Raw genomic sequence first — 26,804 nt, 5'->3', positions numbered from 1 at the left:
GCTGCGATCGTCTCCTTCAGCCATTCTGACCTGGCCCGGGCACTTCATCTGTACACCAGGTCTGTCTCCTCCTTGACCTGCAGGTTATGGAAATGGACCACTGATCAGAAGATTATACCCACCAGTATCTTTGAATTATTTATGGCACTGCTGTCTACAGGTAAGTGTGATACCCTGTCTGAAGGTCTCTCAAACAGAACCACCGGACCTCTTGCAGGTACATATCACACCCACACCCGGTCGGGTCTGCAGGAAGATGAGGGGGATCTGTCCTGCCCGACCTGACGGGGACCTGGACAGTGTCCAGATTCCGACTGCAGTGTTTTGAGGACACTGCAGCCGGGACTGGTTTTAGAGTTACTGGAGAACCAAGTGCCATACTGAAATTAACACCTGAATCTTAGCATCTGAATCGCGTAATCATCAGAGATTTCATCCTGTTCAACACCTTGTCTGGGATGGTTGGCCGGCCAGAACCAGCCCATCTCCTTTTTCAAGGAGTCGTGCTATTACAATATCTATTCACCTCTCCATCACCATGAACAGAAGAGATGTGAAGATATGTTCTGGCTATGTCGGAGGAATCCTCTGGATACGGCTCAGTTACTTTCCCTGGATGACACGATACAACACGGTGGGACAGGTCCGACCAGCACCTACACTGGGCCGGACCCGGTGGCAGGGCTCTCAGAGAGCCGGCTGCAGTCCTCCTCTTCAGTGATATCCTGGGCAAACCCGCGAACAAATTTATTTATGTGAAGTATGGATATACACAGGATACCAAAAGAGGGGTTAAGATGAACGACGAGATCGTGATCGCACAGTCTGACTGCACAGAGCAGGATAATCCAGGACTGTTGGTGAAATTGATCGGAACGAAGACCGGCGTCTGTGTCAAGTACGCCCACGTTGAAGGAGACGAGGGGAATCTGTCAGTCGATTGGGAAAAGGTGCTCAAACACGTCCCGAAGAGCGCGATGCTGAAGGAGTTATGGGGCAGAACACAGACACACAAGGATGGATCCTCACATCGACAGAAGAGGGGGTACCGGTGCATCCCAAAGGGCTGCTCGATCTGTGGGGGCGACCTCTTTCAGATGCATTTCCCGTTTGGCCAGAAAACACTGACCTGCCTGGAATGCAATGAAAAAATAACGTATAATCGAGAGGTGGACCTCAAAGACTTCCCCCCATCTCTGTGGATTTAAAACCCTTTTTTTGCCTCATCTGATTTCCAGCACCACGATCTTGATGAATCGTGATCACGAAAATAATTCAGGGGATATCATATCCTCCTGTCAATGGCTCAATAAACGGGCAAGACCTGGATAGGAGTGCGTGGATGTCATGGGAGGATTATGCAACAGAGCATGGTTGACTAACTACTGTCAGAGTGGGATCGGTTTTACTGCGAAAGACACCTGCTCATATTTTAAAAAGAGTGAAATCAGCTTGAGGGTCTTCATGCATAAGGCAGGTGACCGTGGAACTCATTGGATTTTATGAGCCTCTAAGAGATGGTCCCGGGTTAGCCCCTGGGGGATATTGGAGGTCGGAACGACCGATCTCAATCCACGTCAGAGCGGCCCCGTGTCTGTTCCCTTCCCGATCGTCAGCATCTTCACGACCAGAACACGGAACAGGGCGTCGCTCTCATTGATCCAGCGGTGTGCGATCCCTGCAGGACTCTCCACCGCTACATCCTTACCGACGGCCTGTCGTTCGTCACCGAACCACACCGGTTTCTTCGAGTACCTAGAAGAGCACGTCGATAGGGGCGACATGTTTTTTGAGCGACTTCCCTGGCTGGAGGGAGATGACCACGGCTGAGATGGTTGGCGATTCAAAGATTTGTCTCGAGGTCCCACTTCAGATAGGAGATCTCGACCTCCGGGTCGACAGCACGGTACATCGACAGGCTCCCCTGTCATGTCTCAATGAACCCTGCTCAGCCAGTGTGGTGAGTGCGTCATACTACATCCACGGGCAGGGGACCCCGCTCAGCTCGTGAATTCTGTGAACATTTGCTTCATCCAGCCCGACGAAGCAGAACAAGACAAACTGAAGGCGAGTGCTATCTCTGTGGCCGGTGCACCGGGGTCTGTCTGGTCGCCGGGACACTTTGTTACAGGAGACGGCGACAGTTTTAAACGTATTCAGGGGAGATTGAAAAAATTACCGGGAGTTTTTAAGTTATTCTCAGCCCTTTTTTTTGCAGCGTTCAGAACCTTATTCAACAGGGAGGGACTGAGTAGAACCATATACTGATTCTCCGGAGGAGTGCTCTAGGGGAACCTTCCCTGGATCGGTTCTTCTCTGGCGAGTGAAGTGAACAGGTCATGATGATGAAGCGAATATCGATAATAATTCTCCTCTGTGCCCTCTGCAGTCTCCCGCTGATGGTGGATGCAGGGAGTACCCTCGAGGCAAATCAGAGAACAACCGCGATCGGGGTGGCAACCATCGCCCCCGAAAATTCTTCCGGTTCCGGACCATCAGAAGCCCTGATCAGCCCTCAGATCAGCAGTTACCAGAGTAATCCAGCCGTATCCGGGGATCATGTCGTCTGGGAGGACTTTCGAAACGGCGTCTGGATGAATAACCCGGATATCTACCAGTACACGCTCAGTCAAAAGCAGGAGACGGCAGTCAGCACCGATCCCTCCTTTCAGGAGTATCCGGCGGTCGATGGGGATCGGATCGTCTGGGAGGATCAGCGGACGGGGCAATTCGGGGATATTCGTCTCTATGATCTGAAGACCGGGACGGAATCTGTCGTCTGCTCCAACGAGTTTGACCAGACCAATCCGGCTATATCGGGGGATATCGTCGTCTGGCAGGACAGCCGGAATGGAAACTGGGATATCTACGGCTACGATCTCGCAACCGGCGGCGGGTTCTCAGTCTGCACCGCTGATGGGGACCAGCAGTATCCGGCGATATCAGGGAACACCATCGTCTGGCAGGATAACAGAAATGGGAACTGGGATATCTATGGCTTTGACATCGCGACAAAGACCGAGTTCCCAATCTGCATCGCAGGTAAAGACCAGCAGTATCCGGCGATATCAGGGAACACCGTCGTCTGGCAGGACAACCGGAACGGAAACTGGGATATTTACGGTTATGATCTCGCCACAAAGACCGAGTTCCAGGTGACCAAAGACCCGGCCGACCAGATTCTGCCGGCAGTCGACAGCAATCGGATCGTCTGGGAGGATCATCGGGACACCCTCTCCGGAATTTATCTGTATGACCTGACCAACGGGACCGAGTCCCGGATCAGTTCTTCAGGCACGGCACAGCATAACCCGGCCATCGCTGGAAATAATGTCGTCTCTGAACTGGAGAGGAGTGGGGGGGTTGGCCGAGCTATCAACCTGATCACTCTGCAGAACTCCGGTAGTGGCAGTGTTGCATCTTCAGTCACCCCGATACCATCTATCGTCCAGACCCCGACCCCGACGATTACGGTCGGGACATCACCGTTCGTCACGGGTGTCACCCCATCTGCCTCTGACTTCGTTCAGGGGAGGCAGTATGTGATCGGGGCCGCGGGAAGTTCGATCTTCTCGGACCAGACATCGACGGTCTCCGGGATTACGACCGAATCCGCATCGAACTCCGGTAGCACCCGTTTCACGGGAATCTCCACCTTCAGCCGGAGTTACCCGAACTGGGGAAGATGATCCCTGGATAACTGCACCCGAACACCTTTTTTTTATAACCTTCCAGGTCCCATGGCAACGGACGATGAATTGACCTGGCTAATCTTTACAATTCTCGAAGATCTATTACAAAAAAGGAGATGTTCTCAGAGCAGCTTCTGGCCGGCTGCAGGGCCGGGCATACATTCAAAGACATCCGTGATCGTCATCACGATCAGTGAACGGGCGGGCAGCCCTGGCTTCTTCTCATTGACCATCATCTTCATGTCCTCAAAGGTTTTCCCGCTGGTGATGATCTCTGCGGTGCCCTTGATCTGGAAACACCCCTTGATCTCAGGTCCCCATACATAGACAGCGAGCTTCGGATTCTCTTTGAGGTTGGCCAGTGTCTTGTTCATGAAGTTGTCGACGATCCAGATCGTGTCGTCACTGACCAGTTGACAGAAGCCGATCGGTACCACGTTTGGAGTCCCGTCCAGTGCTGCTGTTGCAACCGGGGAGATCTTCATCTTCGATAGCGCGTCCTTCATTTCAGGTGTCAGGTTTACCATTCTTCAATACCTCACCAGATCATGGAACTCAGTTATTATATACCTGTGTGTCAGTAAACTATACTATCCGGGTCTGCGCTCCAGTTTGCTGACCAAAGCAGAACAATCGCAACACCGAGAAGGAGCGATCGATACTCTTGAGCACGTCATCCAATTCAGAACTACAGGACCTGAAAGAGGAACTCTCCATATTTAGAAGCGAGTTTCACCGTTTTGCCGAGCGCTCCAATCAGCAGCATCTCGATACGATCATCAGAGATTTGCAGAGCCGATATGCAGACCTCTTCATCGACCATCAGATCGATGACGCGCGGCACGACCTGTGTGAACGGATGGTGCACGATTGTCCGATGCATGACCAGTGCTTCACTCATTTCATCGAGTTCCTCTCGACCACCGCAGAGCACATCAGGACTGGAGAGATCACGCAGGAGATGGTGATCTCTTATCGGCAGAAGATCGACGAACTGCAGAGCAGAGGAAAGTTCACCGGGTGTCCCACCTGTATCGGAGATATGGCTGCACTCTTTGATAAACAACTCGACCTGATGCGCTCCCTTGGGATCCTCCGGCAGGAGAAGACGAATGCGAGAACAGTGACCGACATACCCGAGGAAGTTGTCGTCCGGGAGATCTTCGAGCCGATTGGAAACGTGCAGCGATTCCAGATGCTCAAGTCGCTTGGCACCGGCACCAGATCCTTCTCAGACCTCTCACGCCTCACCGGCCTCAAAGCCGGAAATCTCCTCTTCCACATCAGGAAATTGACCGATAGTGGAATGATACTTCAGCGGCATGAACGTGGCGACTATATCATCACCGATCGGGGATACCAGACGCTTCTGGGTGTCGCAGCCCTGTATGAATCCCTTTCATGACGAGTATCGTTCTTATCGCTATAGTTTATCAGAACTGGGCTGGTCACCAGCGCAAGAAACCTATTGAGTTCACCACTTGGTGCCCGGAGCATAAGATAAGATCGATAGAAAAATGGGAGATCTCAATTGGATTCAAGTCCAACCGCTATCCCAGCCGAATCGGTTCCATCGACGTTGAAGGTGTCTGACGTCGCACGGAACCCGGGAGTGTACGTTCAGATAGGTGAAGTGGTTCACTGACCTGCTGCAGGTGGTGTACCAGACGGGGCTGTTCCATCCCCTTGTATTCCTGCAGGCGATGTACCATTACCATGCCTTGTTCCGTTCCCTTGCATTCCTGCAGGCGGTGTACCATTACCATGCCATGTTCCATTCCCCTGTATTCCTGCAGGCGGTGTACCATTACCATGCCATGTTCCATTCCCCTGCATTTCCGCAGGTGGTGTACCAGACGGTGCTGTTCCGTTCGTGGCCTGGTCAGCGGTTCCGGACGGCTGTGAACCTGTCTGAACAACGGTGTTTTGATCTCCATTCGACGCTGATGACAACGAACTGCTACTCGCTTGCTGGGTACATCCTGCAGTCAACATTCCTATAATTAATACTGCAGATATCAGTATGATCATGGTATAATTTTTCAAAGTCTCCTCTCCTGAATTTTCATCTTGGTTCATCTCCGACCTTACCACAGATCTTCAACAAAGTATTCTCACATTCTCTCATTTTCCTATGAGCCGGGAAGCACCATCCTTGTGTCAACCAGACCCATGGTTCACTCCCTTGGTCCCGGTCAACTTTAGTGCCTGCACCTGTCTCTCCCAGATACAGTGCCATGGGGCTGATTCAGTCAGGGCTCCAAAATACATCCTGGAGACCTTCATGGCCATCTCCTCTGACTCCCTCCTTGGGGTTGAGTGTGCAACTGCAGACATTATGTTATCTACATATGACATTTTATAATAAATAACTTGCTTTTATGTTTGTATAACAGACTATTTGTTATTTATTAATCGATCCCAGTTTGGATTGAAAAAAAAAGAAAATATACGGGCTGTATTGATTATATCTGCTCAATTCTCTGACATATCTTCCTTTTTTAGTATCTATGATCAGATCTCAGTAGAGGAGGAATGGCCGGACTCCCTGACCTGAAAAGGGGCCCGCCCCGAAGATACTGGCTCTGGTGGAGATTGCGTCTGGTCGAATCTGCGATCACAGCCACCTCACTCACCTGTTTTGAAGAGAAATGTCGACTCCTCTTACGAAAAAGCCCTGCTCTATGAAAATTTCATCAGACGCGCGAACGTCACTAAAAAAATATTCATCCCACGTCACTGCTGGGCCATCAACAGTTCCAGGTATGAGGATGTGATCGGATCACCGACGATCCCGAGTTCTTGCTGTATTGCATCGATCCGGGCGACGGCGTCCCCACCTTCTTTCTCGGCCATGATCTCGATCTCGATATATGTTCCAAGCCGCTGAACCTCGTCCAGTGCGATGCTGGCTTCCTTATAGGTGTACAGTTCGCGCCTCTTGTCGACCTCAGCGGTCTTTGTAAACCCGAGCCGCTCAAAGATCGACTCACAGGTCTCACCAGAAGCGACGCGCATGTTCAACTCCTCACGTGCCTTCAGTTTCTGGCCGGCCAACTTCGCCCCTTTATACGTGACCATCGCGCCGTCCTCTGCATACCTGACCCGTAACGCCTCATCGGTCGTACCGAAGTCCCGGACTGGGGAGTTGTAGTAGATGTCATGCTCATGTCGAACCCCGTCCGCCGTGGCCTTCAGAATGACTAGCCGATCTCTGATCGGCCCAAGGGCAGGCACCATCACCTTCAATTCAAATTCAATCATCTGATCTCACTACTTTATCTATATTCGTTGAGATTTAATATAGTCAAGGTGAATAAGATGGCACTGAACACAGGGGAATTTATCAGACTTAACTATACCGGCACGGTGGACGGGATCGTATTTGACACCACCGTAGAAGAGAAGGCGAAGGAGGCGGGGATCGACAACCCGTCTGCAGAGTACGGACCAATCGTGATCCAGCTCGGTCGCGGCCATGTGATCGCAGGGCTCGATGAGGCTCTGATCGGCAAGGAAGCCAGCGATGAAGGAGATGTCGAAGTTCCGCCGGAGAAGGGTTTCGGCCCTTACGACAGAAACCAGGTCGAGGCGATCCCGGTCAAGAAGTTCAAGAACAAACCGCAGGTCGGTGCCCGGGTCCAGATCGAGAACCGTGAAGGTGTCGTCCGCGACATCATCGGCGGCCGTGCCGTCATCGACTACAACCACAACCTCGCAGGACAGACCCTGCAGTACCACTACACCATCGAAGGGCTCGTCGAGGACCCGATCGAGAAGATCAGAGGGTTGATCCAGCTGTACGCCGGTAAGTCCATGGATGTCGTCCTCGAGGATGGTGTCCTGACTATATCGCTTCCACCAGCGATCACCTACGACCGCCGGTGGCTCCTCTGGAGAGGAACGATTGTCCATGATATCTTCGAGATCGTCGCTGATATCAAGGAGATCAAACTCATCGAGTCCGTCAAGCGTCCGGAAGCAACACCAGAAGAGGCAGTTCCAGAAGAGGCAGCACCTGCCATAGAGCAGGAACCTGCCCCTGAGCAGGCATAAACCCTGCTTTTTCAGGCACTATTCTTTTTTATTTTGTAGTTAAGAGTGCCCTGTACATCTTTCATTTATATTCAGACAGCATATTGATAGCAGAGTGTCCTCTGGGGTGAACTGCTATGGAATTTGAGAAGATGCCGACGATACCGACCGCCGATGAGATCCTTGATCGGTCGTTTCGGCGAGCGGCAGCGAAGATGAAGGAGAAGCGGAACAAAGACCGCGCCAATAATGAATTTCTGATGTCAGTCACGGCCTCAGTCCATGACAAACTGGTCTCCATCATCCAGAAATTCCCTGAAATGGAGGAATTACCGCCGTTCTATTTCCAGATGGTCGACATCCTGTACGGGGTCGAGCGGCTGAAGAAGGCCCTTGGTGCAGTAGGCTGGGCAGCCAAGAACACGCGCGAGAAGGGTTACCAGCTCTCGGCAAAGATGCGCAGGTCTGATGATAAGATCGCGGTTCGGAAGCAGGGAGTGGCCAGGATCGCCTCGATCGTCCATCAGGTGGATGGCGAGCTCAGATTCTTAAACCAGGTCAGAAATGTCCTCAGAAAACTACCTCATGTCAGCGACGAGTATACAGTCGTCGTGGCTGGGTATCCAAATGTAGGGAAGTCCTCGTTCATCCAGCTCGTCTCGACGGCGACCCCTGAAGTGGCGGCCTATCCGTTCACCACCAAAGGGGTGATCCTCGGTCACCGGAATGAGCCGGCTGGTAGGGTCCAGTTCGTCGATACCCCTGGTATCCTGGATCGTCCTGCTGATGAGCGGAACCCCATCGAGAAGCAAGCCCTCTGTGCACTGATGAACATCGCCGATGCGATCCTCTTCATCATCGATGCCAGTGAGCACTGCGGGTACCAGTTCGAAGAGCAGGAACAGCTCAGAGCAGAGGTCGAAGAGATGGTCTCGGTTCCGATGGTAACAGTGATCAACAAGTCCGACCTGGTCAAGAAAGAGGGATATATGCTGATGTCGACCAAGTCCAGCGAGGGTGTCGACGAGGTACTCACAGCGCTGCTCGCATACCAGAGCGGCTACCCGGCGCAGCACCTGGCACGATCAGCCATGATTTTGGAGAGCAGCACTCCGGAGGAGACCACTCTGGAGTATTCGAAACCGTTCTACTGGGAAGTCGAAGAGAAGGACTCTGATAAGACCGACGAGAGCCTAGAGCGGGATCTTCAGGACTGAACGACAGTACTGGTCGACTGCATCGGTCAGGGCCTTCTTGGCCCGCTTCACTCTGGTATTATCAGAGTCGGTAAAGTCGTGGGCGATATATTCGATCGCGGTTGTGAAGAAGAACAATTCAGGAAAACTTTTTTTGATCTCTTTGAGGTTCAATAGCGCTTCGTACTGTTTGCCGCTCATCAGTTCAAAGACACAATCGAGCATGCTGATCACCTGATTCGGCATCGCGTGCGTCCTGGCCTGTCGTCGGAAACTGTAGTAGGTGATTCTTCTTGTCGTCAACAGCGAGAGTTTTAATCCATAGTAGACAGGTTCCAGGTCATCTGGCGGCCGCTGCTGCATCATCTGTTTGACGACCCCTGCAGCCCCGCCGGCATCCCGCTGTTCGAGCCGGAAGTAGTAGAGTTCACGGAGGAAGAACATGCTATCATAGAACCGCTCAACACTGATGGAGAGAAGCATCGCCCGCTTCGCTGTGTTTCCGTCTGCCTTTGCTTTCATGATGCCAAGTTTGAGGAACCACTGCTCGTCCGGGAACCAGTCCAGCGAGATCTGGATCATCGTCCAGAAAGCACGGTCCATCCAGGTGGTATCGATGGTGTCAGGGTGATAGATCCCACGAATCGGCACCTTCAATCGGGCCAGTTCAATCATCTGTTCACGGGCCTCCAGTTCACGGATATCGTCGGGCTTAAACGTTCCGTCCAGAGACGGGTCCTGGTTCTGCCGTGCAAGCATATAGGAACAGTACGCTGCCGCAATCCCGATCATTGCGTCCAGGGTGGCATACTTTCGCAGGTATGGCGCCGCATTCAGGTAATCCCCCTTTTTAAGCAGGTTTAACCCTGCCATGATATCGATACCGGCAGTTCCCCGGCTCTTCCGTTTTGCCCGTCCGGCATTGGTCTGGACCTTGGAGATGAACTCGGCCTCTCCCCCGTGTACCGAGCAGTCGAGCACCTTGAACGTGATCGTATCGATGAACATATCAAAGGCACTATCATCGAGATCGGGAAACGAATTTTCAAGAGCTGCTAACACATGCCCGTAAAAGACCGGCAGGTTTTCATCCACTTTTGCTGAGTGATGCTCGATGTATCCGAAGAAGTCGTTCTTCATCAGATCCAGTTTCTCATAAAGAATCGCATCAGAGAGCCGCTCTTCCCGCATATACTCTAAAAGATACGTATCAACCTATTTAAACAGAGTAGATCCTTATGTCGGGTAATGAGGGAAAATAACAATCAAAATAAAGAAGGAGTGACCAATAGGGCAAAACCCGTGGTGACTGTATCACTCTTCAGCGGTATAATAGTAATACTCACGGTTCGTCTTCTGCTCACGATCGAGGAATGAGTCAGGTTTGTTGATCCTGGGCCTGCCAGTCTTGTCCCGCCGGAAGGTGACCCCGAGGTTCTGCAGGAATCGGTTCATCCCCTCCCGCATATCGAACGGCCCTGCGGCCTCCCCATGCCGGCCAGGTTCTCCCTCGAAGACCAGGATCCGTTCACTGATCATGTCGATCATATAGATGTCATGGTCGATCACCATGATCCCGGCATCCCGCCCTTCGGCCAGGTGCTTGATCATCCGGGTCACCTTGACCCGCTGCTCGACATCGAGATGGGCGCTCGGCTCGTCGAGGATGTAGAGGTCGGCATCCTTCGAGAGGCAGGCAGCGATCGCCACCCGTTGCAGTTCTCCGCCAGAGAGAGTGTTTACTGGAGACTGGAGGATCGGATTCAGGGAGAGCGGTTCGACGATCTCATGCTGGTAGTAGGAACTGTCGAACTTCTTCGTAATTCCCCTGAGCAGTAACTCGACCGTTGCATCGGTGTCCCCTTTCACATACTGCGGTTTGAACGAGACCTTCACCTTCAGATCGTTTGGACCTCCGTCAGGCTCTTCGACCCCGGCCAGCAGTTTTGCAAAGGTACTCTTCCCGATACCGTTGGCTCCGACTACCCCGAGCACCTCGCCCCGTCGAACCTCGCCGCCATGCACACCGAGCGAGAAGGCAGGATAGGTCTTGGTCATCGGTGGGAACGTGAAGAGGACGTTCCGCATCGCTTCAACCGAATGGGCCCGCTTGTCAAAGACCACCGCATACTCGCGGAACCTGACATTCTCCTCGTGCAGGAACCCGTCAAGATACTGGTTGATCCCGATCCGGACCCCCTTGGGCCTGGTGATCACACCAAAGACCGATGGCCGGCCGTAACCGACATGGACTGTGTCGGCCAGCATGTCGAGGATCGCAAGGTCGTGCTCGACGATCACAATCGGTTTCTCCACCGCAAGATCCCGTATCAGCCTGGCCGTCACCATCCGCTGATAGATGTCGAGGAACGGGGTGATCTCGTCGAGGAAGTAGAAGTCGGCGACCCGGGAGAGGCAGGCAGCGATCGCCACCCGCTGCAGTTCCCCGCCAGAGAGTTCGTCGATCTTCCGGTCGAGGATCGCATCCAACTTCAGAGCCGAGACATACTGGTCCAGTTTTCCGCGTTCATCGGTGGTCCTCAGCAGTTCCTCTGCTGTGCCGGTGAAGACCTTCGGGATGTAATCGATGTACTGCGGTTTTAAGGAGACTTTGATCTGCTTCTCCGAAACCATCTTCAGATAGTCGAAGAGTTCGGTGCCGGCAAACTTCTTCAACACCTCGTCCCAGGAGGCTCCGCTCTCCAGGTCCCCCATGTTGGGCTGCAGGGAACCGCTCAGGATCTTCACCGAGGTACTCTTTCCGATACCATTGGCTCCGAGGATCCCGGTCACCTTCCCAGGAACTGGAATGGGAAGCCCGTACAGGGCAAATCCGTTCTTGCCATACCGATGGGTCGGCACCTCGAGTTCCTCAGGTAACGAGATGATATCGAGGGCATCGAACGGGCATTTCTTCACACAGATCCCGCATCCGACACAGAGTTCCTCAGAGATCTCGGCCTTCTTACTCTCTCCGATGATGATGGTTTCGTCGCCAGTCCGGACACGGGGGCAGTAATGGATACATTCTGTCCCGCATTTTCGGGGGTGGCAGCGTTCTCGATGTACTATAGCTATTCGCATGATCAATCACTGGACTGAAGTCGTGAGCAGGATCGTCAGAGTGATGAACCAGAGGGCAAAGGTCATGAATGACTGGTAGAACCAGTCTTTGGAGGCCAGTTTGGAGGGATCGATCCGGAGGAGTACCATCACATGCTTCTGGACGACGACCCCGGCCATCAGGATCAGGATCTCCAGCAACAGGTTCGGCTGGATCAGGTTGGCATCAGGGGTTCCGCCGACGACAAACGAGATGTATCCTGTGATCATCCCAAGAAAGCAGGCGATCAGCGTTCTGAGTATGCGCCTGATATGTTCCTTCTGCTTTTCCGAGGAGGAACGTTGCTCTCCCTTCTCCTCTGCAGGAGGTGAACTCTGTGGACCGCTCATAGTGACACCAGTAGTCTTATTTTTAGGTAGTAAGACCATATTTAACTTGGTATACGGATGGCGACAACACAGGGGATGAGCGGCGTCGACCTGCTCGCAGTAACAGCGGAACTGCGCGAGCATCTGCCGCTCTGGATCAACAAGATCTACCAGTATGACAACAAGATGCTGAGCATCAGGCTCAATGGCGAGGAGCATGCAAAGTATCACCTGCTCATCGAGTCAGGACGGCGAATCCATCTCGCAACGGTCCTGCCGAATCCACCCAAGAACCCACCGTCCTTTGCAATGCTGCTCCGGAAGTACCTCGAAGGGGGGAGGGTTCTTGAGATCCGACAGCAGGGGCTCCAGCGGGTCGTGACCTTTGTGATCGGCAAGCGGGACACGACGCTGCACCTGGTGATCGAACTCTTCGATGAAGGGAACGTCATCCTCTGTGACGATCAGATGACGATCATCAAGCCGCTCTGGCATCACCGGTTCAAGGACCGGGAGGTGATTCCGGGGGTCGTCTACACCTACTCGGGCAGCAGTGAGACGGCTCCGGACCAGGAGGCACTGAAGACGTTACTCGCCACATCCGATCGGGATGTGGTCAGGACCGTAGCCGTCGGGTGTATGCTCGGCGGGCAGTACGCCGAGGAGGTCTGCACCGGTGCCGGGATCAGTAAGGAGACCCCGGCCACCGAAGCCAATCCGATCGCCATTGGGGCGGCGCTGGAGAGGCTCTTCACCCGGGTCAGCGAAGATCGTGACCCGGTGGTCACCAGCGGCGGGGCCTGGCCGATCGTGCTGACTGGAATGACTCCAATCAGCCACCACCCCACCTTCTCCGAGGCGCTCGAAGCGATCTATCCCCTGGTGACCAGGCACGAGGGGCCGCAGAAGAAGGCACCGATCCCGCGGGAGGAACGGATCCGGCTTCAGCAGGAGGCGGCGCTCAAATCGTTCGATAAGAAGATCGTTCTGAACAAGGCGATCGTCGACCTGATCTACGAGAACTATACGCTGGTCACCGATGTGATCAAAACTCTGGATGCGGCCAGTAAAACCCTCTCCTGGCAGGAGATCGGATCGATGCTCAAGGAGAGCGACAACGATGTGGCCCGACAGATCGCCGGCGTCCATCCAGCTGAGGCAGCGGTGGACCTCCTCCTCGATGGGAAGAAGGTACTGATCCATGTGCATGAGAGCATCGAGGTGAACCTCGAACGCTACTATGCGCAGGTCAAGAAGTTCAAGAAGAAGCGGGACGGGGCTGTGTCCGCGATGGAGCGGCCGGTGGCAAAGAAAGCCACGAGCAAGGTCCACCTGACCCCGCTGAAGAAGCGGTGGTATCACCGGTTCCGCTGGTTCTTCACCAGTGATAACTGTCTGGTGCTCGGAGGCAGGGACGCCGGCCAGAACGAGGAACTGGTGAAGCGGTACATGGAAGGGGGCGACACCTTCGTCCATGCCGACGTCCATGGGGCCAGTGTGGTGATCGTCAAGGGGAAGACCGAACAGATGGACGAGGTGGCCCAGTTCGCCGCCTCGTACTCAGGTGCATGGCGGAGCGGCCACTTCTCTGCCGACGTCTACGCGGTCCGCCCCGACCAGGTCAGCAAGACCCCGGAGGCCGGCGAGTTCGTCTCCCGCGGGTCGTTCATCGTCAGAGGCGAACGGACGTACTTCAAGAGCGTTCCGCTCGGGGTGGCCATCGGTTACCAGACCGAGCCGAACGCGGCGGTGATTGGGGGGCCGGTGAATGCGGTCGAAGCCTGGACAACGCAGCGGGTGCTGCTGAAGCCGGGCCCGTACGAACCGAACGATATCGCAAAGAAGGTGCTGCGGCAACTTCGTGACACGATCCCAGAAGAGGACTGGAAAGGGTTGAAGACGGTGTTGAACACCGAGCAGGTCGCCGGCTATGTTCCGCCCGGCGGTTCAGAGATCGTCGGGGTATGAAGGCCGACGTCCAGGAGATACGACAGGGATACGGGGAGATACGCCTCTTCCCCGAATCGGTCGACGATATCTGGCACCTCTCCCACCTGATCGCACCGGGGGATCTTGTCTTTGCACAGACCTTCCGGTCTGTCGAGACGGCCACCGACAAACTCCGGCCGGAGAAGGCCGAGAAGCGGCCGGTCCGGATCGGGATCCGGGTCGAGAAAGTGGAGTTTCACCAGTACTCGTCCAGACTCAGGGTCACCGGTTTGATCGAGTCCGGGCCTGACGTCGGTTCATACCACACCCTGAACCTTGAGCCGAACTTCGAGGTCTCGGTGATCCGATTCTGGTCGAAGAGCGACCGCGAACGGGTCGACCGGGCGGTGAACTCATCCGGGAGCGGACTGGTCCACGTGCTCGCCATCGAGGAGGGCGAGGCCGAACTCTTCCGGATCCGGCAGTACGGCCCCGAACAGGTACTGACGATCACAATGGGGAGCGGCAAGGGAGCACCGGTCGATTCCCGGGAGGGATTCTTCATCGAGGCGGCCACGCCCCTGCTCCAGATCACCGGACCGGTCATCATCGCCGGCCCCGGGTTCATCAAGGACGATTTTGCCAGATTTTTAAAGAACCGGTACCCTGCGATCGCGGCCAACTCGATGGTTGTTGAGACCCGGCGGATCGGCCGGGGGGCCGTTCAGGAGGTGATCGGGCAGGGAGTGATCGGCAAGATCGCCGGCGATCTGCAGCTCGGTCGCGAGGTGCAGGTGATGGACGAGGTGCTGAAGCGGATCGCCATGGAAGGCTTGATCACCTATGGCCGGGCAGAGGTCGGCCAGGCGATCTCGTTCGGGGCTGCGGACCAGGTGATCGTCTCTGATCGCCTGATACGGGATCCCGAAGTGGCCCGGCTGATGGAGCAGGCCGAACAGATGAACGCCACTGTGACCGTCCTCAGCAGTTGTTTTGAACCCGGAGAACGGCTCTGGGCGCTCGGCGGCATCGCTGCGCTGCTCAGGTACGCCCTCTGAAACAGGGAGGATTTACCCGCCGGCCACCGGCGGGAAGACAGATATTAGATCTCCCTCCTCGAGCAGGGTCGAAAGACCGTTTAAAAAGAAGATGTTTCGTCCGTTCTTTAAGATGTTGACGGCCGGGAGCAGGGCGCCAGCCTGGTCGAAGAGTGCCGTGCTGATCACGGGATGATCGACGATCAGAAGGTCGAGCAGGTGCTGTACCGTCGCCACCTCGGGGAGCACCACCTCCTGATCTCCGATCACCAGCCTGAGGTCTGCATACCCCCTGACCGTGACGATCATCCTGAGAGCCCGAGCCGATGTAGAGTCTGTGGGGTCGGTCGCCCTTCGGCGTCCCACCCCCGGACTGCGTAATACTGATCGAGCATCGGCTCCCGTTCCCAGACCTTCCCCTTCGGTGCCCCTTCCTGCAGGGGCTCATGCAGCAGCCGCGGTGGGAGCGTATCGTCAGCCTTCGTCAGGCCGGCCCTGATGTTGAAGAGTTTCTGCAGATTCCAGATCCGCTCGCCGACCTCCATGAACTGGTCGGCGGTGACCGTCATACCGGTCACCCCGGAGAGCATCGCGGCATAATCCGCGGCCCCGAGCGGCGCCAGCGAGGTGAAGAGGCAGATCCCGCTTGCATCGATCGCAGCGGTCATGTCCTGGAACGTCCTGGTCCAGGCGGCCTTCCCCTCTGTCTCAAAGGGATCGAGCCGCTTGGGGATCCCGAGTATCTCGGGGGAGATCATATATCCATTGATATGGTCCCCGCCCCGGACACCGGTCGCATAGGAGAGGCCCTGCCCCTGGACGGCCCGGGGGTCATAGGCGGCCAGTTCGAGTTTCTTGGCACTCATCGAGAGTTCGGGATGACCGTACCGCTCGGCAAAACGGTACGACCCATCGGCCAGCTGGTCGCCGATCCCTTCGCGGTATCCCATCTGCCTGACCAGGTCGTACATCTGCTCCCTGTCCCCGAACCGGATCGATTCCGGGATGATCCCCTTTTTGGAGAGTTCCATCGCGCAGGCGATCGTGACCCCGGCAGAGAGGGCGTCGATCCCGAGGTTGTTGCAGAGGTTGTTGGCCCTGGCCACCCAGGTCAGGTCGTCGATACCACAGTCCACACCGAGCGACCATGTCTGTTCGTACTCCGGCCCCTCTGCTTCGACACCGTCCACGACCGTCCCCCGCCCGCAGCCGATGATGCAGGCATAACAGGGTTTCTTCCGGACGAAGATCGTCTCCCTGACACGCTCCCCGGAGAGGTTCTCTGCAGTCGGGAAGTATGCCGCTTGGTGATTTCTGACCGGGAGCATGTGACTGTTGTTGATGATGTTCACCAGCACCGAGGTGCCGTATTCGGGCAGCCCCTTCCCGGTCACGCCGCCGGCATGGATCCTGGCCCTGATATCGGCGGTCACCCCCTTCAACTCCTCTGGACGGGCTGTGGTGATCTTCCCGGACCCCCTGGCCACGATGGCTTTGAGGTACTTGGACCCCATCACCGCCCCGGGTCCGCCCCTGCCGGCGGCCCGATACCTGTCGTTCATCACACAGGCGATCAGACTCAATCGTTCTCCGGCCGGACCAATACAGGAGACCCTGGCATGGGTGTCTCCGAGCTCCGTAAGAAGCCCGTCGGTGGTCTCGTTGACGGTCTTTCCCCAGTAGGCCGAGGCTTCCTTCAGTTCGGCAACCGTATCATGCAGCCACAGATAGACAGGGGTCGGGGACCGGCCTGATATAACGACTGCGTCGAACCCTGCACGTTTCAGTTCGGTCCCGAAGAATCCGCCGCTGTCAGAGGAGCAGAGTGTGCCGTTCAGGGGGGATTTGGTGATCACCCCGTACCTGGCCCCGAGTGGAACCCCCGACCCGGTCAGCGGACCCGTGGCAAAGACGATCACGTTTCCTTCCCCGAGCGGGGCCGTGGTCGGGTTGACCAGGTCGCTCACCAGTCTGACTCCAAGTCCCCGGCTCCCGAAGTACTGCCTCTGCAGATCCTCCGGGTATGGCCGTGATGCAAGGGTACCTCTGGTCAGGTCGACATGCAGTATGGTGCCGGCATATCCATCCATCCAATCTCACCCGCGACAGAAGGTGTGCTGCTGGATATTAAACCTGTCCCCGAATATTTCGCCCCTGATGATGCAGGTGAAAGAGAATCCACCGGCGAGCAGTCCATCGATGATCGATAGGGGGACGGGGGTGAGCGGGTCGTCTGCCTGGAAAAGGAAGAACAGTAGACAGATCTGGAATTCAAGGGAGCTGGTGACCGCTGCCATACGAAAAAAAGGTGAGCTTTATGGCACGAAATGATGTTCTTCGATCGATCTTCTGATCAGAGTTTTCTTCGCCGCATCAGGAGATACGGGGTCAACAGCACAATGGCGACCACGACCCAGATATTGGCGAACATGTAGAGGAGGGACTCCCTCGTCTGATCATAGTACCTGACCTCGACATAACTGGTCCGGTCCCAGTGTATACTGACCTGCCCCTGGTCGTCGACACTGACCTTTCCACCTGGACTGTACTGGCCGATCAGCGGGTTCCTGACATCGAGCCCGGTGGGCAGGTGCACATCGGCAGAGGTCACCTCAGGCAGGGCCAGGAGGATGTGGTCGTCCCGGAGGGTTCCCTGGTATGAGATCGTATAGTTCCCCTTTTGAAAGGTGATCCCGGTCTGGTCCTTCTGATACGTGACATTGCCCGAATCATTGTACAGGTTGACATTGGTCACGGTGGCCGGGATCTGCTCTCCAAGAACTCCGGTCTCCATGAACGGATAGGTATCGGTCTGGTTGAGATCGATGGTGGCTGTGTAACTGGTACCATTCTCTGCGATGGTGAAGACGGCTGCCGCTCCTGCAGGCTGACCAGCAGCGAGCAGCAGCAGTGCAATCAGCCCAATCAGCGCTGCAAGGCAGCGAGCAGGGACTGCATGTCCGCGTCGATCTCGATCGGGGGTTCGCATTGTCGTATCACCGATTCCGGATCTTTGAGGAGGTGTCCGGTCACCACGCAGACGATTGTTTCGTCCCTATCCAGCATCCCCTGCTCAGCCAGCTTCCGTATCCCTGCGACCGAGGCGGCTGAGGCCGGCTCCACACCGATCCCTTCCTTCCTGGCCAGATCACGCTGCATGCAGAGAATCTCCTCGTCAGTCACCGCCTCGGCCGTGCCGCCGGTCTCCCGGATTGCGACCAGCGCCTTCTCAGCATTCACCGGGGCCCCGATTCTGATCGCCGTGGCGACCGTCTCAGGAGACATCTCAGCTTCGACGACGGCGAGCCCTTCTCGAATCGCCCTGACCACCGGGGCCGATCCTGCGGCCTGGATCCCGGTCATCTTTGGGAGGTGATCGATGAACCCGAGCGATTCGAGTTCTCGAAGCCCCTTATAGACCGCTGATATATTCCCGGCGTTTCCGACAGGAAGGACGAACCGATCCGGCACCTCACCGAGCTGGTCGATCACTTCGTATCCGATCGTCTTCTGCCCTTCAAGCCGGTACGGGTTGATCGAGTTCAGCAGGTAGATCCCCTCACTCAGGCAGAGTTCGTGGACCATCTCCAGAGCCCGATCAAAGTTGCCCCGTATCGAGATCACTTTCGCCCCGTGCATCAGGGCCTGGGCGACCTTGCCGATCGCGACCTTGCCGGCCGGCAGCAGAACCACCGCCGGGATCCCGGCCCGGGCCCCGTAGACGGCCAGACTCGCCGAGGTGTTTCCTGTGCTGGCGCAGGCCACACTCTTCATCCCAAGCTGGATGGCCATCGAGACCCCGACGGTCATCCCCCGGTCCTTGAACGATCCGGACGGGTTCATTCCCTCGTGTTTGGCGTAGAGGTGGGGGAGCCCCATCTCTGCCCCGAGTTTCTTGAGGTGATAGAGCGGCGTACCCCCCTCCTGCAGCGTCACCGGCTCGCCGGTCACCGGCAGCAGTTCACGGTACCGCCAGACAGAGAGCGGCCGCTGGTTCCAGGTTTTGCGGTCAACAGAGATGGTGTCCAGATCGTACTGGACGGCAAGCAGGTGTCCACAGCTTCTGCAGTTGTACAGGATCTGGTCCGGGGCATAGACTGCACCACAATGAACACACACGAGACGGTACATGGGTATCTATGCGTTTTTCATCTAGATAATGGGGTCGTTACCTGCGTCGAAGGGTGACCCCTGAGAAAGCCAGGAAGATCGCCCAGAGGACGGCCAGGAGGACCGGGGCAGTCTGCTGCATCTCACCAATCCCCCAGCCAGCATACCTCGGCCAGAGAATCATCCCCCAGATGGCTGCCATCAACATCAGAGTGAAGATCTGTGGTCGTGAATCGGAGAATCCTGTGGTGATTCTGCCGCGGACCCGAACCGAACAGAACGGGAAGAGCCAGGCTATACCCCGTGGAGTACAGGAGTCCTCGATCAGATGAAGCAGGGCCCCTGCCAGAAAGCCTCCGGCAGCTATTGGGAGCAGGTTCAGGTGAGTCCAGCCGATCAGCCCGGAGATGATCTCCAGGTACCCGGCGGTCAGGAGCGTGATCAGCACGACGCCGACCAGCGAGTGGAGCAGGCCCCGGTGTTCGTCCTGGTACCGGCCCAGCGAAACGACCCAGAGGGCTGCCGAGAGTGGAAGATACTCGAAATATCGAATCAGGTATCCAAAGAAGGGGAGGAACCTGGCTATCGTGTTGGCCGCCCACCCGGTAATCCCCCGCAGCCCGGCAATCCGGGTATGAAAGATGGCAGCGTTTGGAGCATCGGCATCCGGCGCCAGCGAACCGATGAAGAGGCTGACCAGCAGCACCAGCACGGTCACCGGGTCAAGAACGGCCAGCCAGGGGACGAGCAGCACACCTCCGCTGAAGAGACTGATCAACACATGCTGGTCGCCCCGCACAGCGGGCTCACCTTCCGTTGGTTGTTGGCCGGTCGTGCTGCACTGCAGAACAGACCATAGCGGGATTCACTGTTGCGTACAACACCTGTTCAGTCCCATCCGCCGAGGCCAGCACCGTGCCGGACGGGTCGACGATCATCGAATGTCCGCAATACCGGTCGATCGGTGTGGTTACGGCAGCGGTGTTGATTCCGATCAGGTAATACCCCTGCTCCTCGGCTCGCATCCGGAGAAAACGTTCCCAGTGCTCGATCCGGGAACATGGCCAGGCTGCAGGGACCAGCATGGCGTCGACCCCGGCCTCTGCGTACCGGGCGAAGAGATCGCTGAACCGGAGATCATAACAGATCGCAATCCCAAAACGAAGTCCAGCCATGGAGAAGGTGCTGATGCCAGCCCCTCTGGCATAGTGGAGGTCCTCCCCCCCGGGGGAGAACGGGTGCATCTTCGCATACCTGGTGAGCACCGTCCCGTCTGCATCGATCATGACCGCTGTGTTCGTCGGCATCGGGTCGGCCTTCTGCTGTACCGAGCCGAGGAGCCCGATCCGATGATCTGCTGCGATCTCCTGGAGGGCACCGACGAGTGGCCCGTCCTCCTCTTCAAGGAACTGAGCCTGCAGCGGATTCCAGCCAGTCAGTACCTGCTCAGGTAGGGCGAGCAGGACGGCGCCAGCGTCGGCTGCCTCTGCTGCCATTCTTCTGACCTTGAGCAGTGTCCGATCGGGATCGCTCCAGCAGGGGGCCAGTTGACCGGCTGCAATCAGCTCTGTTTCCTTCGTCACTGTTCTGCCCGTGTCGATTGATAATCACCGACGATCAGCACAGCCGCCCCGATGACGACCAACAGTACCAGGACGATCAGAAGGGTTGGGGTAAAAAACAGCTGGACCCCCAATAACCAGAGAGCGATCAGGACTCCGGCGCAGGTGATACTTCCTCCTACCAGCAACATTCCAAGATACTGAAGATCCCACCTCATCATGCACCAGCCAGCGTCGGAAAAGCGGCCTTGAGACCAATAATCACAAACTGAACGGCTATTGCGATCAACATCATCCCCATCAACCGGTTGACTGCACGAAATTCGCGCTGGCCTATCCGTTTCACAATATAATCTGCGTTTCGCATCATATAATAGGTGACGCCGATCGTCAGAATAATAGAGACGAGCACGATCCCATAGGCCAGGAGACCGATACCTGTGGCTTCGTTCATCAACACGATTGAGGTGGTGATCCCTCCGGGACCAGCGATCATCGGGATTGCAAGAGGCATCACCGATACATCTTCAGCATCGATTCCTTCATATTTCTCGGTGGCTGTCATCTTGGACCGGGAGGTTTTGGCATAGACCATCTCCATCCCGATCACAAAGAGCAGAATTCCTCCAGCGATCCGGAATGCCTCGAGCGAGATGCCGAAGAGTTGAAGGATCATCCCTCCAAACAGGGCAAAGATAAGCAGAATTGCAAGGGCATACCGGGCCGCTTCCTTTGCGATCCGCATCTTTTCCTCGTGATCAAGTGTACTGGTCAATGAGACATAGAGCAGGGTTGAGGAGAGCGGGTTTATGATGATGAACAATGAGGAGAGACTGAGCAGTGTAAACGTCAGTATATCCCCGGTCATGGGGGATAATCTACCTGTACCCTATATTAACATTGAGGTATGGGGGCAGAGATTGTATTAAAAAAAGGTTAGGAGATTGGCTTGATTTTTGTGAATATGTCGAGGTCCATCGACCCAAGCTTTCCATCCCGCTGCATATAATAGTCGAGCAGTCGGTTCTGGTTGTCATAGTATGAGAACCAGTAGTTCAGGTGTATGGTCTCTTTCTTATAGCCTGCAAGGTACGGATACGAGTCGGCGCTGTTGACGATGGCCAGATCAAAGTCCCCGCTATAGATCTGGGTGTCGGCCACCTTTGCTCCATAGAAGGTGATCTTATTCCATCTGTCACCGCGGTAATACCAGGGCAACGGCCAGTAGTTGGCCGAGGCGATCACCGTCTTGTTCGAGGCATCGATCTCCTGGAAGAGGCCACGCAGGTCCTCTGAGTTCTGAACCTGCACGATGGGTTCGCTGATGTCCGTGGGGCTGTAAGCCACATGGTGCGTCATCCCGATCAGCAACACTCCAAAGAGCAGGATCGCGAAGATTGGGAGCAGACTGAAGATGACTCCCGGAACCTTTCTGACAGGGGTTGCGATATGGTCCCGGTTCTGGTAGAGGTACCCTGCAACGAGGAGTACTACGATGAACGGAATAATGAGCGTCAGCACCAGTTCATGCCCGGAGAGGGCCTTTATCAGAGTTTCTCCCATCCCAAGCAACGATACGGCAGTCACGATTATGATGCCAATCATGGTGCCGAGGCCCCATGTCGAGGTCGTGCTTCTGGATCCCTGAATCAGCCGCTCACCGGAACGCACCTCTCTGAAGAGATAGGATGCGACAAAGCACATCGGCAGCAACTGCTGAACGATCAGCCAGGGCACCTTCTCCCCAATGTAGGCATACATCGCCATCGAACAGAGCATCCACCAGAGCGAGAGGATGAAGAAGTCGTCCCGCCGATCCTGGATCTTCAGAGCAGGTGATTCCACACCATGCTCCCGCTTCAGGATCGAAAGGATCTGCGACTTCTTACGCACTGCGACGTAACTGGCGATCGAAATGATCGCAAGCCCGAGAATCGGTACCTCATACAGTCCGAAGAGGAGGATATAGAAGAACCATGGTCCTCCAAGCCGCTGCTCTTCATGCATCTCGACCCAGTGTTGGATCGCATTGAACGGACCGGTCCAGAGGGTGTCCAAGTGCATCCCAAATGCCGAGTAGAGCACACTCATGATCCCGACGATCACCACGATCCCAAGAACCAGGTCCACCTTCCAGCTGGGCGGAAGCACAAACTTCTTTCGGATGATCATGTACAGGAAGAAGATCCCGAGGAAGATCAGGATCAGCGGCATCTCTTCCTTCAGACAGAGTCCACCTGCTGCAGCGACTGCTGCAGCGAGTGCATATCGGGTCTGCCCCTTCTCAAAGTAGTAGAGGAGTGAGACGATGAGCAGCATCGTGAAGAAGAGCATGAACATATCCTGCCGGAGGAACCGGGAGAAGTAGACCATGTTTGGGGAGATGGCGACGAGCAACGCTGCGACGATCGTCTGGCGCTTGTCCAGGTAGCCGAGTCTATATACTGCATAGACCAGCGGAACGATCAAGGTGCCGAGCAGCGCAGGGAAGAGGCGGCCGACAAGATCGGTGTCCCCAAAGATGCGGAACATCGCGGTTGTGAGATAATAGAGTAGTGGCCCATGATACATTGGGTCATAGACGTACGTGCCCTTGGTGAGCAGTTCATACGAAAACCATGCGTGAATCGCTTCATCATGGTGAAAGAGCTTGAAGTCAAGCTGATAGAACCGTAAAAAGGCAGTCAGCAGAACAATAAGTAAAAAAATACTCTCAAATGAGAGAATTTTTTTGACCGTTGAAGAAAAATCAGCGGCAGACACGCCGCACCTTCAGCTCTCGAGTACTATCTCGATGCCGATGTCCTTGGGCACCTGAATCCGCATCAGCTGCCGAAGTGCACGTTCATCTGCATCGATATCTATCAGTCGCTTGTGGACTCGCATCTGCCAGCGGTCCCAGGTTGCGGTTCCTTCGCCATCCGGACTCTTGCGGATAGGAACCACGAGACGCTTTGTCGGGAGAGGGATTGGACCTGCCAGATTGACACCAGTCCGCTCAGCAATCTCGCGAATCTTATCACAGACCATCTCTACTTTATTGAAGTCAGTGCCTGTCAGGCGTATTCTGGCTTTTTGCATAATCCTGTCACCCAAAAAATATAATTTATCTGATCATCTGCTTTGGCTGAACTGCAATGCACATGCCGGCAGCGATCGTTGTTCCCATATCACGGATTGCAAACCGGCCAAGCTGTGGAATCTCCTTGACGCTCTCGATAACCATCGGTCTCGAAGGCTTGATCTGAACGATGGCTGCATCGCCGCTCTTCAGGAAGGTAGGATTCTCCTCCTTGGTCTGACCTGAGCGTGGATCGAGTTTCTTCCTCAGTTCGACGAACGTGCAGGCGATCTGAGCCGTGTGGCAGTGGAAGACCGGAGTATATCCGACGGTGATTGCGCTTGGGTGCTGGAGCACAACGATCTGTGCGGTGAACTCGTCAGCAACGGTTGGTGGTATATCGGCTGGACCACATACATCGCCACGGCGAATATCGTTCTTGCCGACACCACGGACGTTGAACCCGACGTTGTCGCCTGGGAGTGCCTGTGGCTGCTCTTCGTGGTGCATCTCAATGGACTTGATCTCTCCATCCTTGTTGGCCGGCATGAACGAGACTTTCATCCCCTTCTTCATGATCCCGGTCTCGATACGGCCGACCGGCACCGTGCCGATACCGCTGATCGAGTAGACGTCCTGAATCGGGAGTCTGAATGGCTTGTCGGTTGGTTTATCCGGTTCCTTGAAGGTGTCGAGTGCTTCAAGAAGTGTCGGGCCGGTGTACCATGGGGTCTCGGGTGACTTCTTTGAGATGTTGACGCCCTTGAACGAGGACATCGGGATAAAGAGGATCTCAGCTGCCTTATATCCGACCATACCGATCAGCTGGGTCAGTTCCTTCTTGACCTCTTCAAAGCGCTTCTGGTCGTAGTTGACTGCGTCCATCTTGTTGATAGCGATGACCAGCTGGGTGATGCCGAGCGTACGGGCCAGGAAGACGTGCTCCTTGGTCTGCTCCATGACACCATCAGGTGCTGCAACAACAAGAATCGCTGCGTCAGCCTGGGATGCGCCGGTGATCATGTTCTTGACGAAGTCCCGGTGTCCAGGGCAGTCGACGACCGTAAAGTAGAACTTAGCAGTGTCGAATCGCTTGTGAGCGATATCAATGGTGATACCCCGCTCCCGCTCTTCCTTCAGGTTATCCATAACCCATGCAAACTCAAAGGAACCCTTTCCCTTCGACTCTGCTTCCTTACGGAAGTTCTCAATGATATGCGCCGGTACTGCACCGGTCTCAAACATCAACCGTCCAACAGTGGTTGACTTTCCATGGTCGATATGTCCGATAACGGCCAGATTCATGTGAGGCTTGTCATTTGCCATTAATTTTCCCTCCAGTCAAATATAGGATCTTCAGCATACCGTCTGGTTTATGCGAGTATACTTTATTTGAAACTCATCTATATAAAATCTGTCGCATGGGGATCATTTCGCAGATCTCCAGAGAATCGGTAAAAAACGACATGATATTATCTGATCACCAGATAACACTTCTCTGATGAAGACACTTGAACTGCAGAAGGATCAGGCAAAAGGTTCGGCAAAGGTTGCCTGTGGAGAAAGGCTCGTCTCCGCGTACAGCGACTGTGCCTACTGCAGGCACTGCACGGGGGTCAGGGTCGGGAGACGGGTGATTCAGACCCCACAATCCCAGGCATTTATGGAGATCAGACGTGGGACGGCCCCGGACGAGAATCTGATGAATGCCGCGCTGATGTTCAACACCTATGTGCGCGACGGTTCTGCCATCGAATGCGATGACGATGACGGGACGGGTTTTCAGCAAAGGTACTGAAATAAACTGAAAAAACTCTATCCCTTTTCTTCCCTTTAGCCTTCACTCACTCCACGGATATCTGGAATGCCTGCTGGATCTCTGTTTTGATCTTCGTGAAGTCCATCTCGTCGAGTTGATCAGCGAGCAGTTTTTTGCCCCGTCCACGCCGGTAGATCCAGTACAGGATCTTGTCGACCACTTCAATCACCTGCTCCTCCTTTTCGACCATCACCAGTTCCTGTCCGATCTTCGGGTGCCGGCCTGATCGTCCGCCGACCCGGATCTGATAATGTCGATGAGCTGCCTTGATCACATTAAATGGACAGGATTTGACGCAGATGCCACACTGGACGCAGGTATCGAGGTCGAGCACTGATATCCCGTTCTTGATCCTGATAGCTCCCTCTCTACAGTATTCCACACAACTTCCACAACCAGTACAGATCCCAGTGATACGTTCTGGGAGAACCCGGCCGATGATACCGATCTCGTTCAACAGGGCGTTGTTACACCCGTTCGGGCAGGCCGTGAGGGTGATTCTGACCTTCATCGGCTCCTCCCTCCCGAAGAACCGCTCATCAAGGGTGCGGGCAAGGGTGAGTGTATCCACGTTCGCGTACTTGCACCGGTCGGTACCCGGACAGGCGACGATGTTCACCACTTCATCATGCTCAGCCCCAACAGGCGTGGAGTTTGCGGTCAGGTCGGCGGCGATCGCTTCGAGATCAGTAGGATCCATATGTGGGATCTCGATCGTCTGGCGGGTCGTCAGGTGCACACCTTCAGCCCCGTACTTTTCTGCGATTCGGGTGATGCCGCGCAGCTGGTCGAGGGTGAGTTCACCAGCAGGAACTCGGGCCCGTACGGTACAGAGGTCCGGGTCGATCTCTGTGATCGCACCGCCCTTGCGGTGTGCAGCGTTTGGTTTATCCATCTATGATAATAACAAGGGTCATTCTAAAAAAGGATA

Annotated in this window: 30 protein-coding genes; 10 read left to right on the top strand and 20 right to left on the bottom strand. The window is 55.4% G+C overall.

Annotated elements, in window-relative coordinates; translation table 11 throughout:
• The first annotated feature begins 797 nt into the window (after nt 1–797).
• The gene (locus MPAL_RS07830) at nt 798–1,208 is read left to right on the top strand and encodes a hypothetical protein (protein WP_012618211.1); all 411 of its coding nucleotides are present in this window, start codon (nt 798–800) and stop codon (nt 1,206–1,208) included.
• Nucleotides 1,209–1,577: 369 nt separating this feature from the next.
• On the opposite strand, the gene MPAL_RS17315 is transcribed toward MPAL_RS07830, so the two are convergent.
• Nucleotides 1,578–1,739 carry a cupin domain-containing protein gene (locus tag MPAL_RS17315; RefSeq protein ID WP_330217420.1) on the bottom strand — a complete coding sequence of 54 codons (162 nt, stop codon included), beginning with the start codon at nt 1,737–1,739 and terminating at the stop codon, nt 1,578–1,580.
• A gap of 77 nt (nt 1,740–1,816) precedes the next feature.
• Between MPAL_RS17315 and MPAL_RS15505 the strand changes: the two genes are divergently transcribed.
• Both MPAL_RS15505 and MPAL_RS07815 read left to right on the top strand, forming a co-directional pair.
• Entirely contained in the window at nt 1,817–2,011 is a 195-nt protein-coding gene (locus tag MPAL_RS15505; protein ID WP_095206372.1) for a hypothetical protein, read from the top strand.
• A gap of 328 nt (nt 2,012–2,339) precedes the next feature.
• A complete protein-coding gene (locus MPAL_RS07815; protein WP_052292229.1) occupies nt 2,340–3,689 on the top strand; it encodes a TolB family protein in 1,350 nt (449 codons plus the stop codon).
• 125 nt (nt 3,690–3,814) lie between these two features.
• Here the strand turns inward: MPAL_RS07815 and MPAL_RS07810 are convergent, their stop codons facing one another.
• The gene (locus MPAL_RS07810) at nt 3,815–4,219 is read right to left on the bottom strand and encodes a pyridoxamine 5'-phosphate oxidase family protein (RefSeq protein WP_012618209.1); all 405 of its coding nucleotides are present in this window, start codon (nt 4,217–4,219) and stop codon (nt 3,815–3,817) included.
• A gap of 137 nt (nt 4,220–4,356) precedes the next feature.
• Here MPAL_RS07810 and MPAL_RS07805 point away from each other — a divergent pair, with 137 nt between their 5' ends.
• On the top strand, nt 4,357–5,097 hold the full coding sequence (locus MPAL_RS07805; protein ID WP_012618208.1) for a winged helix-turn-helix domain-containing protein: 741 nt from the start codon (nt 4,357–4,359) through the stop codon (nt 5,095–5,097).
• 223 nt (nt 5,098–5,320) lie between these two features.
• Nucleotides 5,321–5,695 carry a hypothetical protein gene (locus MPAL_RS07795; protein ID WP_012618206.1) on the top strand — a complete coding sequence of 125 codons (375 nt, stop codon included), beginning with the start codon at nt 5,321–5,323 and terminating at the stop codon, nt 5,693–5,695.
• Between the two features lie 157 nt (nt 5,696–5,852).
• Here the strand turns inward: MPAL_RS07795 and MPAL_RS16290 are convergent, their stop codons facing one another.
• Both MPAL_RS16290 and cyaB read right to left on the bottom strand, forming a co-directional pair.
• The gene (locus MPAL_RS16290) at nt 5,853–6,029 is read right to left on the bottom strand and encodes a hypothetical protein (RefSeq protein WP_158303658.1); all 177 of its coding nucleotides are present in this window, start codon (nt 6,027–6,029) and stop codon (nt 5,853–5,855) included.
• 399 nt (nt 6,030–6,428) lie between these two features.
• Entirely contained in the window at nt 6,429–6,956 is a 528-nt protein-coding gene (gene cyaB / locus MPAL_RS07790) for a class IV adenylate cyclase (protein ID WP_012618204.1), read from the bottom strand.
• Nucleotides 6,957–7,013: 57 nt separating this feature from the next.
• Between cyaB and MPAL_RS07785 the strand changes: the two genes are divergently transcribed.
• Together MPAL_RS07785 and MPAL_RS07780 are read left to right on the top strand one after the other, a co-directional pair.
• Nucleotides 7,014–7,748, top strand: coding sequence for a peptidylprolyl isomerase (locus MPAL_RS07785; RefSeq protein ID WP_012618203.1), 735 nt, complete (start codon nt 7,014–7,016; stop codon nt 7,746–7,748).
• A gap of 116 nt (nt 7,749–7,864) precedes the next feature.
• Entirely contained in the window at nt 7,865–8,944 is a 1,080-nt protein-coding gene (locus MPAL_RS07780) for an NOG1 family protein (protein ID WP_148208189.1), read from the top strand.
• On the opposite strand, the gene MPAL_RS07775 is transcribed toward MPAL_RS07780, so the two are convergent.
• The 3 genes from MPAL_RS07775 to MPAL_RS07765 all read right to left on the bottom strand — a co-directional run bounded on the left by MPAL_RS07775 (nt 8,921) and on the right by MPAL_RS07765 (nt 12,376).
• Entirely contained in the window at nt 8,921–10,114 is a 1,194-nt protein-coding gene (locus MPAL_RS07775) for a hypothetical protein (RefSeq protein WP_012618201.1), read from the bottom strand. The two genes, MPAL_RS07780 and MPAL_RS07775, sit on opposite strands and share 24 nt — an antisense overlap.
• Before the next feature lie 123 nt (nt 10,115–10,237).
• Entirely contained in the window at nt 10,238–12,007 is a 1,770-nt protein-coding gene (locus MPAL_RS07770; RefSeq protein ID WP_012618200.1) for a ribosome biogenesis/translation initiation ATPase RLI, read from the bottom strand.
• A gap of 6 nt (nt 12,008–12,013) precedes the next feature.
• Nucleotides 12,014–12,376, bottom strand: coding sequence for an EMC6-like membrane protein (locus tag MPAL_RS07765; protein ID WP_048145272.1), 363 nt, complete (start codon nt 12,374–12,376; stop codon nt 12,014–12,016).
• Nucleotides 12,377–12,433: 57 nt separating this feature from the next.
• Between MPAL_RS07765 and rqcH the strand changes: the two genes are divergently transcribed.
• Together rqcH and MPAL_RS07755 are read left to right on the top strand one after the other, a co-directional pair.
• Nucleotides 12,434–14,323, top strand: a complete 1,890-nt coding sequence (gene rqcH, locus MPAL_RS07760) for a ribosome rescue protein RqcH (RefSeq protein ID WP_012618198.1) — start codon at nt 12,434–12,436, stop codon at nt 14,321–14,323.
• Nucleotides 14,320–15,342, top strand: coding sequence for an mRNA surveillance protein pelota (locus tag MPAL_RS07755; RefSeq protein WP_012618197.1), 1,023 nt, complete (start codon nt 14,320–14,322; stop codon nt 15,340–15,342). The genes rqcH and MPAL_RS07755 overlap by 4 nt, the downstream gene beginning before the upstream one ends.
• A 12-nt stretch (nt 15,343–15,354) precedes the next feature.
• Here the strand turns inward: MPAL_RS07755 and MPAL_RS07750 are convergent, their stop codons facing one another.
• From MPAL_RS07750 to tuf, 12 genes are all read right to left on the bottom strand, one after another.
• Nucleotides 15,355–15,630 (bottom strand): ubiquitin-like small modifier protein 1, encoded by a 276-nt coding sequence (locus MPAL_RS07750; protein ID WP_012618196.1) that lies wholly within the window; start codon nt 15,628–15,630, stop codon nt 15,355–15,357.
• Nucleotides 15,627–17,411, bottom strand: coding sequence for an aldehyde ferredoxin oxidoreductase family protein (locus MPAL_RS07745; RefSeq protein WP_012618195.1), 1,785 nt, complete (start codon nt 17,409–17,411; stop codon nt 15,627–15,629). The genes MPAL_RS07750 and MPAL_RS07745 overlap by 4 nt, the downstream gene beginning before the upstream one ends.
• A 6-nt stretch (nt 17,412–17,417) precedes the next feature.
• Nucleotides 17,418–17,618: a hypothetical protein gene (locus MPAL_RS07740; RefSeq protein ID WP_012618194.1), complete on the bottom strand. Its 201-nt coding sequence runs from the start codon at nt 17,616–17,618 to the stop codon at nt 17,418–17,420.
• A gap of 56 nt (nt 17,619–17,674) precedes the next feature.
• The gene (locus tag MPAL_RS07735; protein WP_052292228.1) at nt 17,675–18,310 is read right to left on the bottom strand and encodes a DUF5803 family protein; all 636 of its coding nucleotides are present in this window, start codon (nt 18,308–18,310) and stop codon (nt 17,675–17,677) included.
• Nucleotides 18,247–19,452, bottom strand: coding sequence for a threonine synthase (gene thrC, locus MPAL_RS07730; RefSeq protein ID WP_012618192.1), 1,206 nt, complete (start codon nt 19,450–19,452; stop codon nt 18,247–18,249). The genes MPAL_RS07735 and thrC overlap by 64 nt, the downstream gene beginning before the upstream one ends.
• Before the next feature lie 37 nt (nt 19,453–19,489).
• On the bottom strand, nt 19,490–20,230 hold the full coding sequence (locus MPAL_RS07725; protein ID WP_012618191.1) for a metal-dependent hydrolase: 741 nt from the start codon (nt 20,228–20,230) through the stop codon (nt 19,490–19,492).
• 7 nt (nt 20,231–20,237) lie between these two features.
• Nucleotides 20,238–21,014 (bottom strand): carbon-nitrogen hydrolase family protein, encoded by a 777-nt coding sequence (locus MPAL_RS07720; RefSeq protein ID WP_012618190.1) that lies wholly within the window; start codon nt 21,012–21,014, stop codon nt 20,238–20,240.
• Nucleotides 21,011–21,214: a hypothetical protein gene (locus tag MPAL_RS07715; RefSeq protein WP_012618189.1), complete on the bottom strand. Its 204-nt coding sequence runs from the start codon at nt 21,212–21,214 to the stop codon at nt 21,011–21,013. The genes MPAL_RS07720 and MPAL_RS07715 overlap by 4 nt, the downstream gene beginning before the upstream one ends.
• Entirely contained in the window at nt 21,211–21,861 is a 651-nt protein-coding gene (locus MPAL_RS07710) for a MarC family protein (RefSeq protein ID WP_012618188.1), read from the bottom strand. Before MPAL_RS07710 ends, MPAL_RS07715 begins: the two co-directional genes overlap by 4 nt.
• Nucleotides 21,862–21,929: 68 nt before the next feature.
• The gene (locus tag MPAL_RS07705) at nt 21,930–23,756 is read right to left on the bottom strand and encodes a flippase activity-associated protein Agl23 (protein WP_012618187.1); all 1,827 of its coding nucleotides are present in this window, start codon (nt 23,754–23,756) and stop codon (nt 21,930–21,932) included.
• A gap of 9 nt (nt 23,757–23,765) precedes the next feature.
• Nucleotides 23,766–24,074 (bottom strand): 30S ribosomal protein S10, encoded by a 309-nt coding sequence (rpsJ, locus tag MPAL_RS07700; RefSeq protein ID WP_012618186.1) that lies wholly within the window; start codon nt 24,072–24,074, stop codon nt 23,766–23,768.
• Between the two features lie 25 nt (nt 24,075–24,099).
• Nucleotides 24,100–25,380, bottom strand: a complete 1,281-nt coding sequence (tuf, locus tag MPAL_RS07695; RefSeq protein WP_012618185.1) for a translation elongation factor EF-1 subunit alpha — start codon at nt 25,378–25,380, stop codon at nt 24,100–24,102.
• A gap of 175 nt (nt 25,381–25,555) precedes the next feature.
• Here tuf and MPAL_RS07690 point away from each other — a divergent pair, with 175 nt between their 5' ends.
• Nucleotides 25,556–25,852 (top strand): hypothetical protein, encoded by a 297-nt coding sequence (locus tag MPAL_RS07690; RefSeq protein WP_012618184.1) that lies wholly within the window; start codon nt 25,556–25,558, stop codon nt 25,850–25,852.
• 46 nt (nt 25,853–25,898) lie between these two features.
• Here MPAL_RS07690 and MPAL_RS07685 read toward each other — a convergent pair whose 3' ends face one another.
• Nucleotides 25,899–26,768 (bottom strand): 4Fe-4S binding protein, encoded by an 870-nt coding sequence (locus MPAL_RS07685; protein ID WP_012618183.1) that lies wholly within the window; start codon nt 26,766–26,768, stop codon nt 25,899–25,901.
• Nucleotides 26,769–26,804: the final 36 nt, after the last annotated feature.

The organism is Methanosphaerula palustris E1-9c, from assembly GCF_000021965.1.
In the GTDB taxonomy this organism is placed as follows: domain Archaea; phylum Halobacteriota; class Methanomicrobia; order Methanomicrobiales; family Methanospirillaceae; genus Methanosphaerula; species Methanosphaerula palustris.
Note: the sequence above shows the minus strand (reverse complement) of the source record. Positions and strands in the feature narration are given on the sequence as shown.

Excerpts from the sequence above, each read along its gene's own strand:
- MPAL_RS15505 (WP_095206372.1), top strand. The coding sequence starts at position 1,817 with ATGACCACGGCTGAGATGGTTGGCGATTCAAAGATTTGTCTCGAGGTC.
- MPAL_RS07830 (WP_012618211.1), top strand. The coding sequence starts at position 798 with ATGAACGACGAGATCGTGATCGCACAGTCTGACTGCACAGAGCAGGAT.
- MPAL_RS07710 (WP_012618188.1), bottom strand. The coding sequence starts at position 21,861 with ATGACCGGGGATATACTGACGTTTACACTGCTCAGTCTCTCCTCATTG.
- MPAL_RS07815 (WP_052292229.1), top strand. The coding sequence starts at position 2,340 with ATGATGATGAAGCGAATATCGATAATAATTCTCCTCTGTGCCCTCTGC.
- MPAL_RS07740 (WP_012618194.1), bottom strand. The coding sequence starts at position 17,618 with ATGGCAGCGGTCACCAGCTCCCTTGAATTCCAGATCTGTCTACTGTTC.
- rpsJ (WP_012618186.1), bottom strand. The coding sequence starts at position 24,074 with ATGCAAAAAGCCAGAATACGCCTGACAGGCACTGACTTCAATAAAGTA.
- thrC (WP_012618192.1), bottom strand. The coding sequence starts at position 19,452 with ATGTACCGTCTCGTGTGTGTTCATTGTGGTGCAGTCTATGCCCCGGAC.
- MPAL_RS07690 (WP_012618184.1), top strand. The coding sequence starts at position 25,556 with ATGAAGACACTTGAACTGCAGAAGGATCAGGCAAAAGGTTCGGCAAAG.
- MPAL_RS16290 (WP_158303658.1), bottom strand. The coding sequence starts at position 6,029 with ATGTCTGCAGTTGCACACTCAACCCCAAGGAGGGAGTCAGAGGAGATG.
- cyaB (WP_012618204.1), bottom strand. The coding sequence starts at position 6,956 with ATGATTGAATTTGAATTGAAGGTGATGGTGCCTGCCCTTGGGCCGATC.
- MPAL_RS07810 (WP_012618209.1), bottom strand. The coding sequence starts at position 4,219 with ATGGTAAACCTGACACCTGAAATGAAGGACGCGCTATCGAAGATGAAG.
- MPAL_RS07715 (WP_012618189.1), bottom strand. The coding sequence starts at position 21,214 with ATGATGAGGTGGGATCTTCAGTATCTTGGAATGTTGCTGGTAGGAGGA.
- MPAL_RS07785 (WP_012618203.1), top strand. The coding sequence starts at position 7,014 with ATGGCACTGAACACAGGGGAATTTATCAGACTTAACTATACCGGCACG.
- MPAL_RS07745 (WP_012618195.1), bottom strand. The coding sequence starts at position 17,411 with ATGGATGGATATGCCGGCACCATACTGCATGTCGACCTGACCAGAGGT.
- tuf (WP_012618185.1), bottom strand. The coding sequence starts at position 25,380 with ATGGCAAATGACAAGCCTCACATGAATCTGGCCGTTATCGGACATATC.
- rqcH (WP_012618198.1), top strand. The coding sequence starts at position 12,434 with ATGGCGACAACACAGGGGATGAGCGGCGTCGACCTGCTCGCAGTAACA.
- MPAL_RS07750 (WP_012618196.1), bottom strand. The coding sequence starts at position 15,630 with ATGATCGTCACGGTCAGGGGGTATGCAGACCTCAGGCTGGTGATCGGA.
- MPAL_RS07735 (WP_052292228.1), bottom strand. The coding sequence starts at position 18,310 with ATGCGAACCCCCGATCGAGATCGACGCGGACATGCAGTCCCTGCTCGC.
- MPAL_RS07780 (WP_148208189.1), top strand. The coding sequence starts at position 7,865 with ATGGAATTTGAGAAGATGCCGACGATACCGACCGCCGATGAGATCCTT.
- MPAL_RS07765 (WP_048145272.1), bottom strand. The coding sequence starts at position 12,376 with ATGAGCGGTCCACAGAGTTCACCTCCTGCAGAGGAGAAGGGAGAGCAA.
- MPAL_RS07770 (WP_012618200.1), bottom strand. The coding sequence starts at position 12,007 with ATGCGAATAGCTATAGTACATCGAGAACGCTGCCACCCCCGAAAATGC.
- MPAL_RS07775 (WP_012618201.1), bottom strand. The coding sequence starts at position 10,114 with ATGCGGGAAGAGCGGCTCTCTGATGCGATTCTTTATGAGAAACTGGAT.
- MPAL_RS07755 (WP_012618197.1), top strand. The coding sequence starts at position 14,320 with ATGAAGGCCGACGTCCAGGAGATACGACAGGGATACGGGGAGATACGC.
- MPAL_RS07685 (WP_012618183.1), bottom strand. The coding sequence starts at position 26,768 with ATGGATAAACCAAACGCTGCACACCGCAAGGGCGGTGCGATCACAGAG.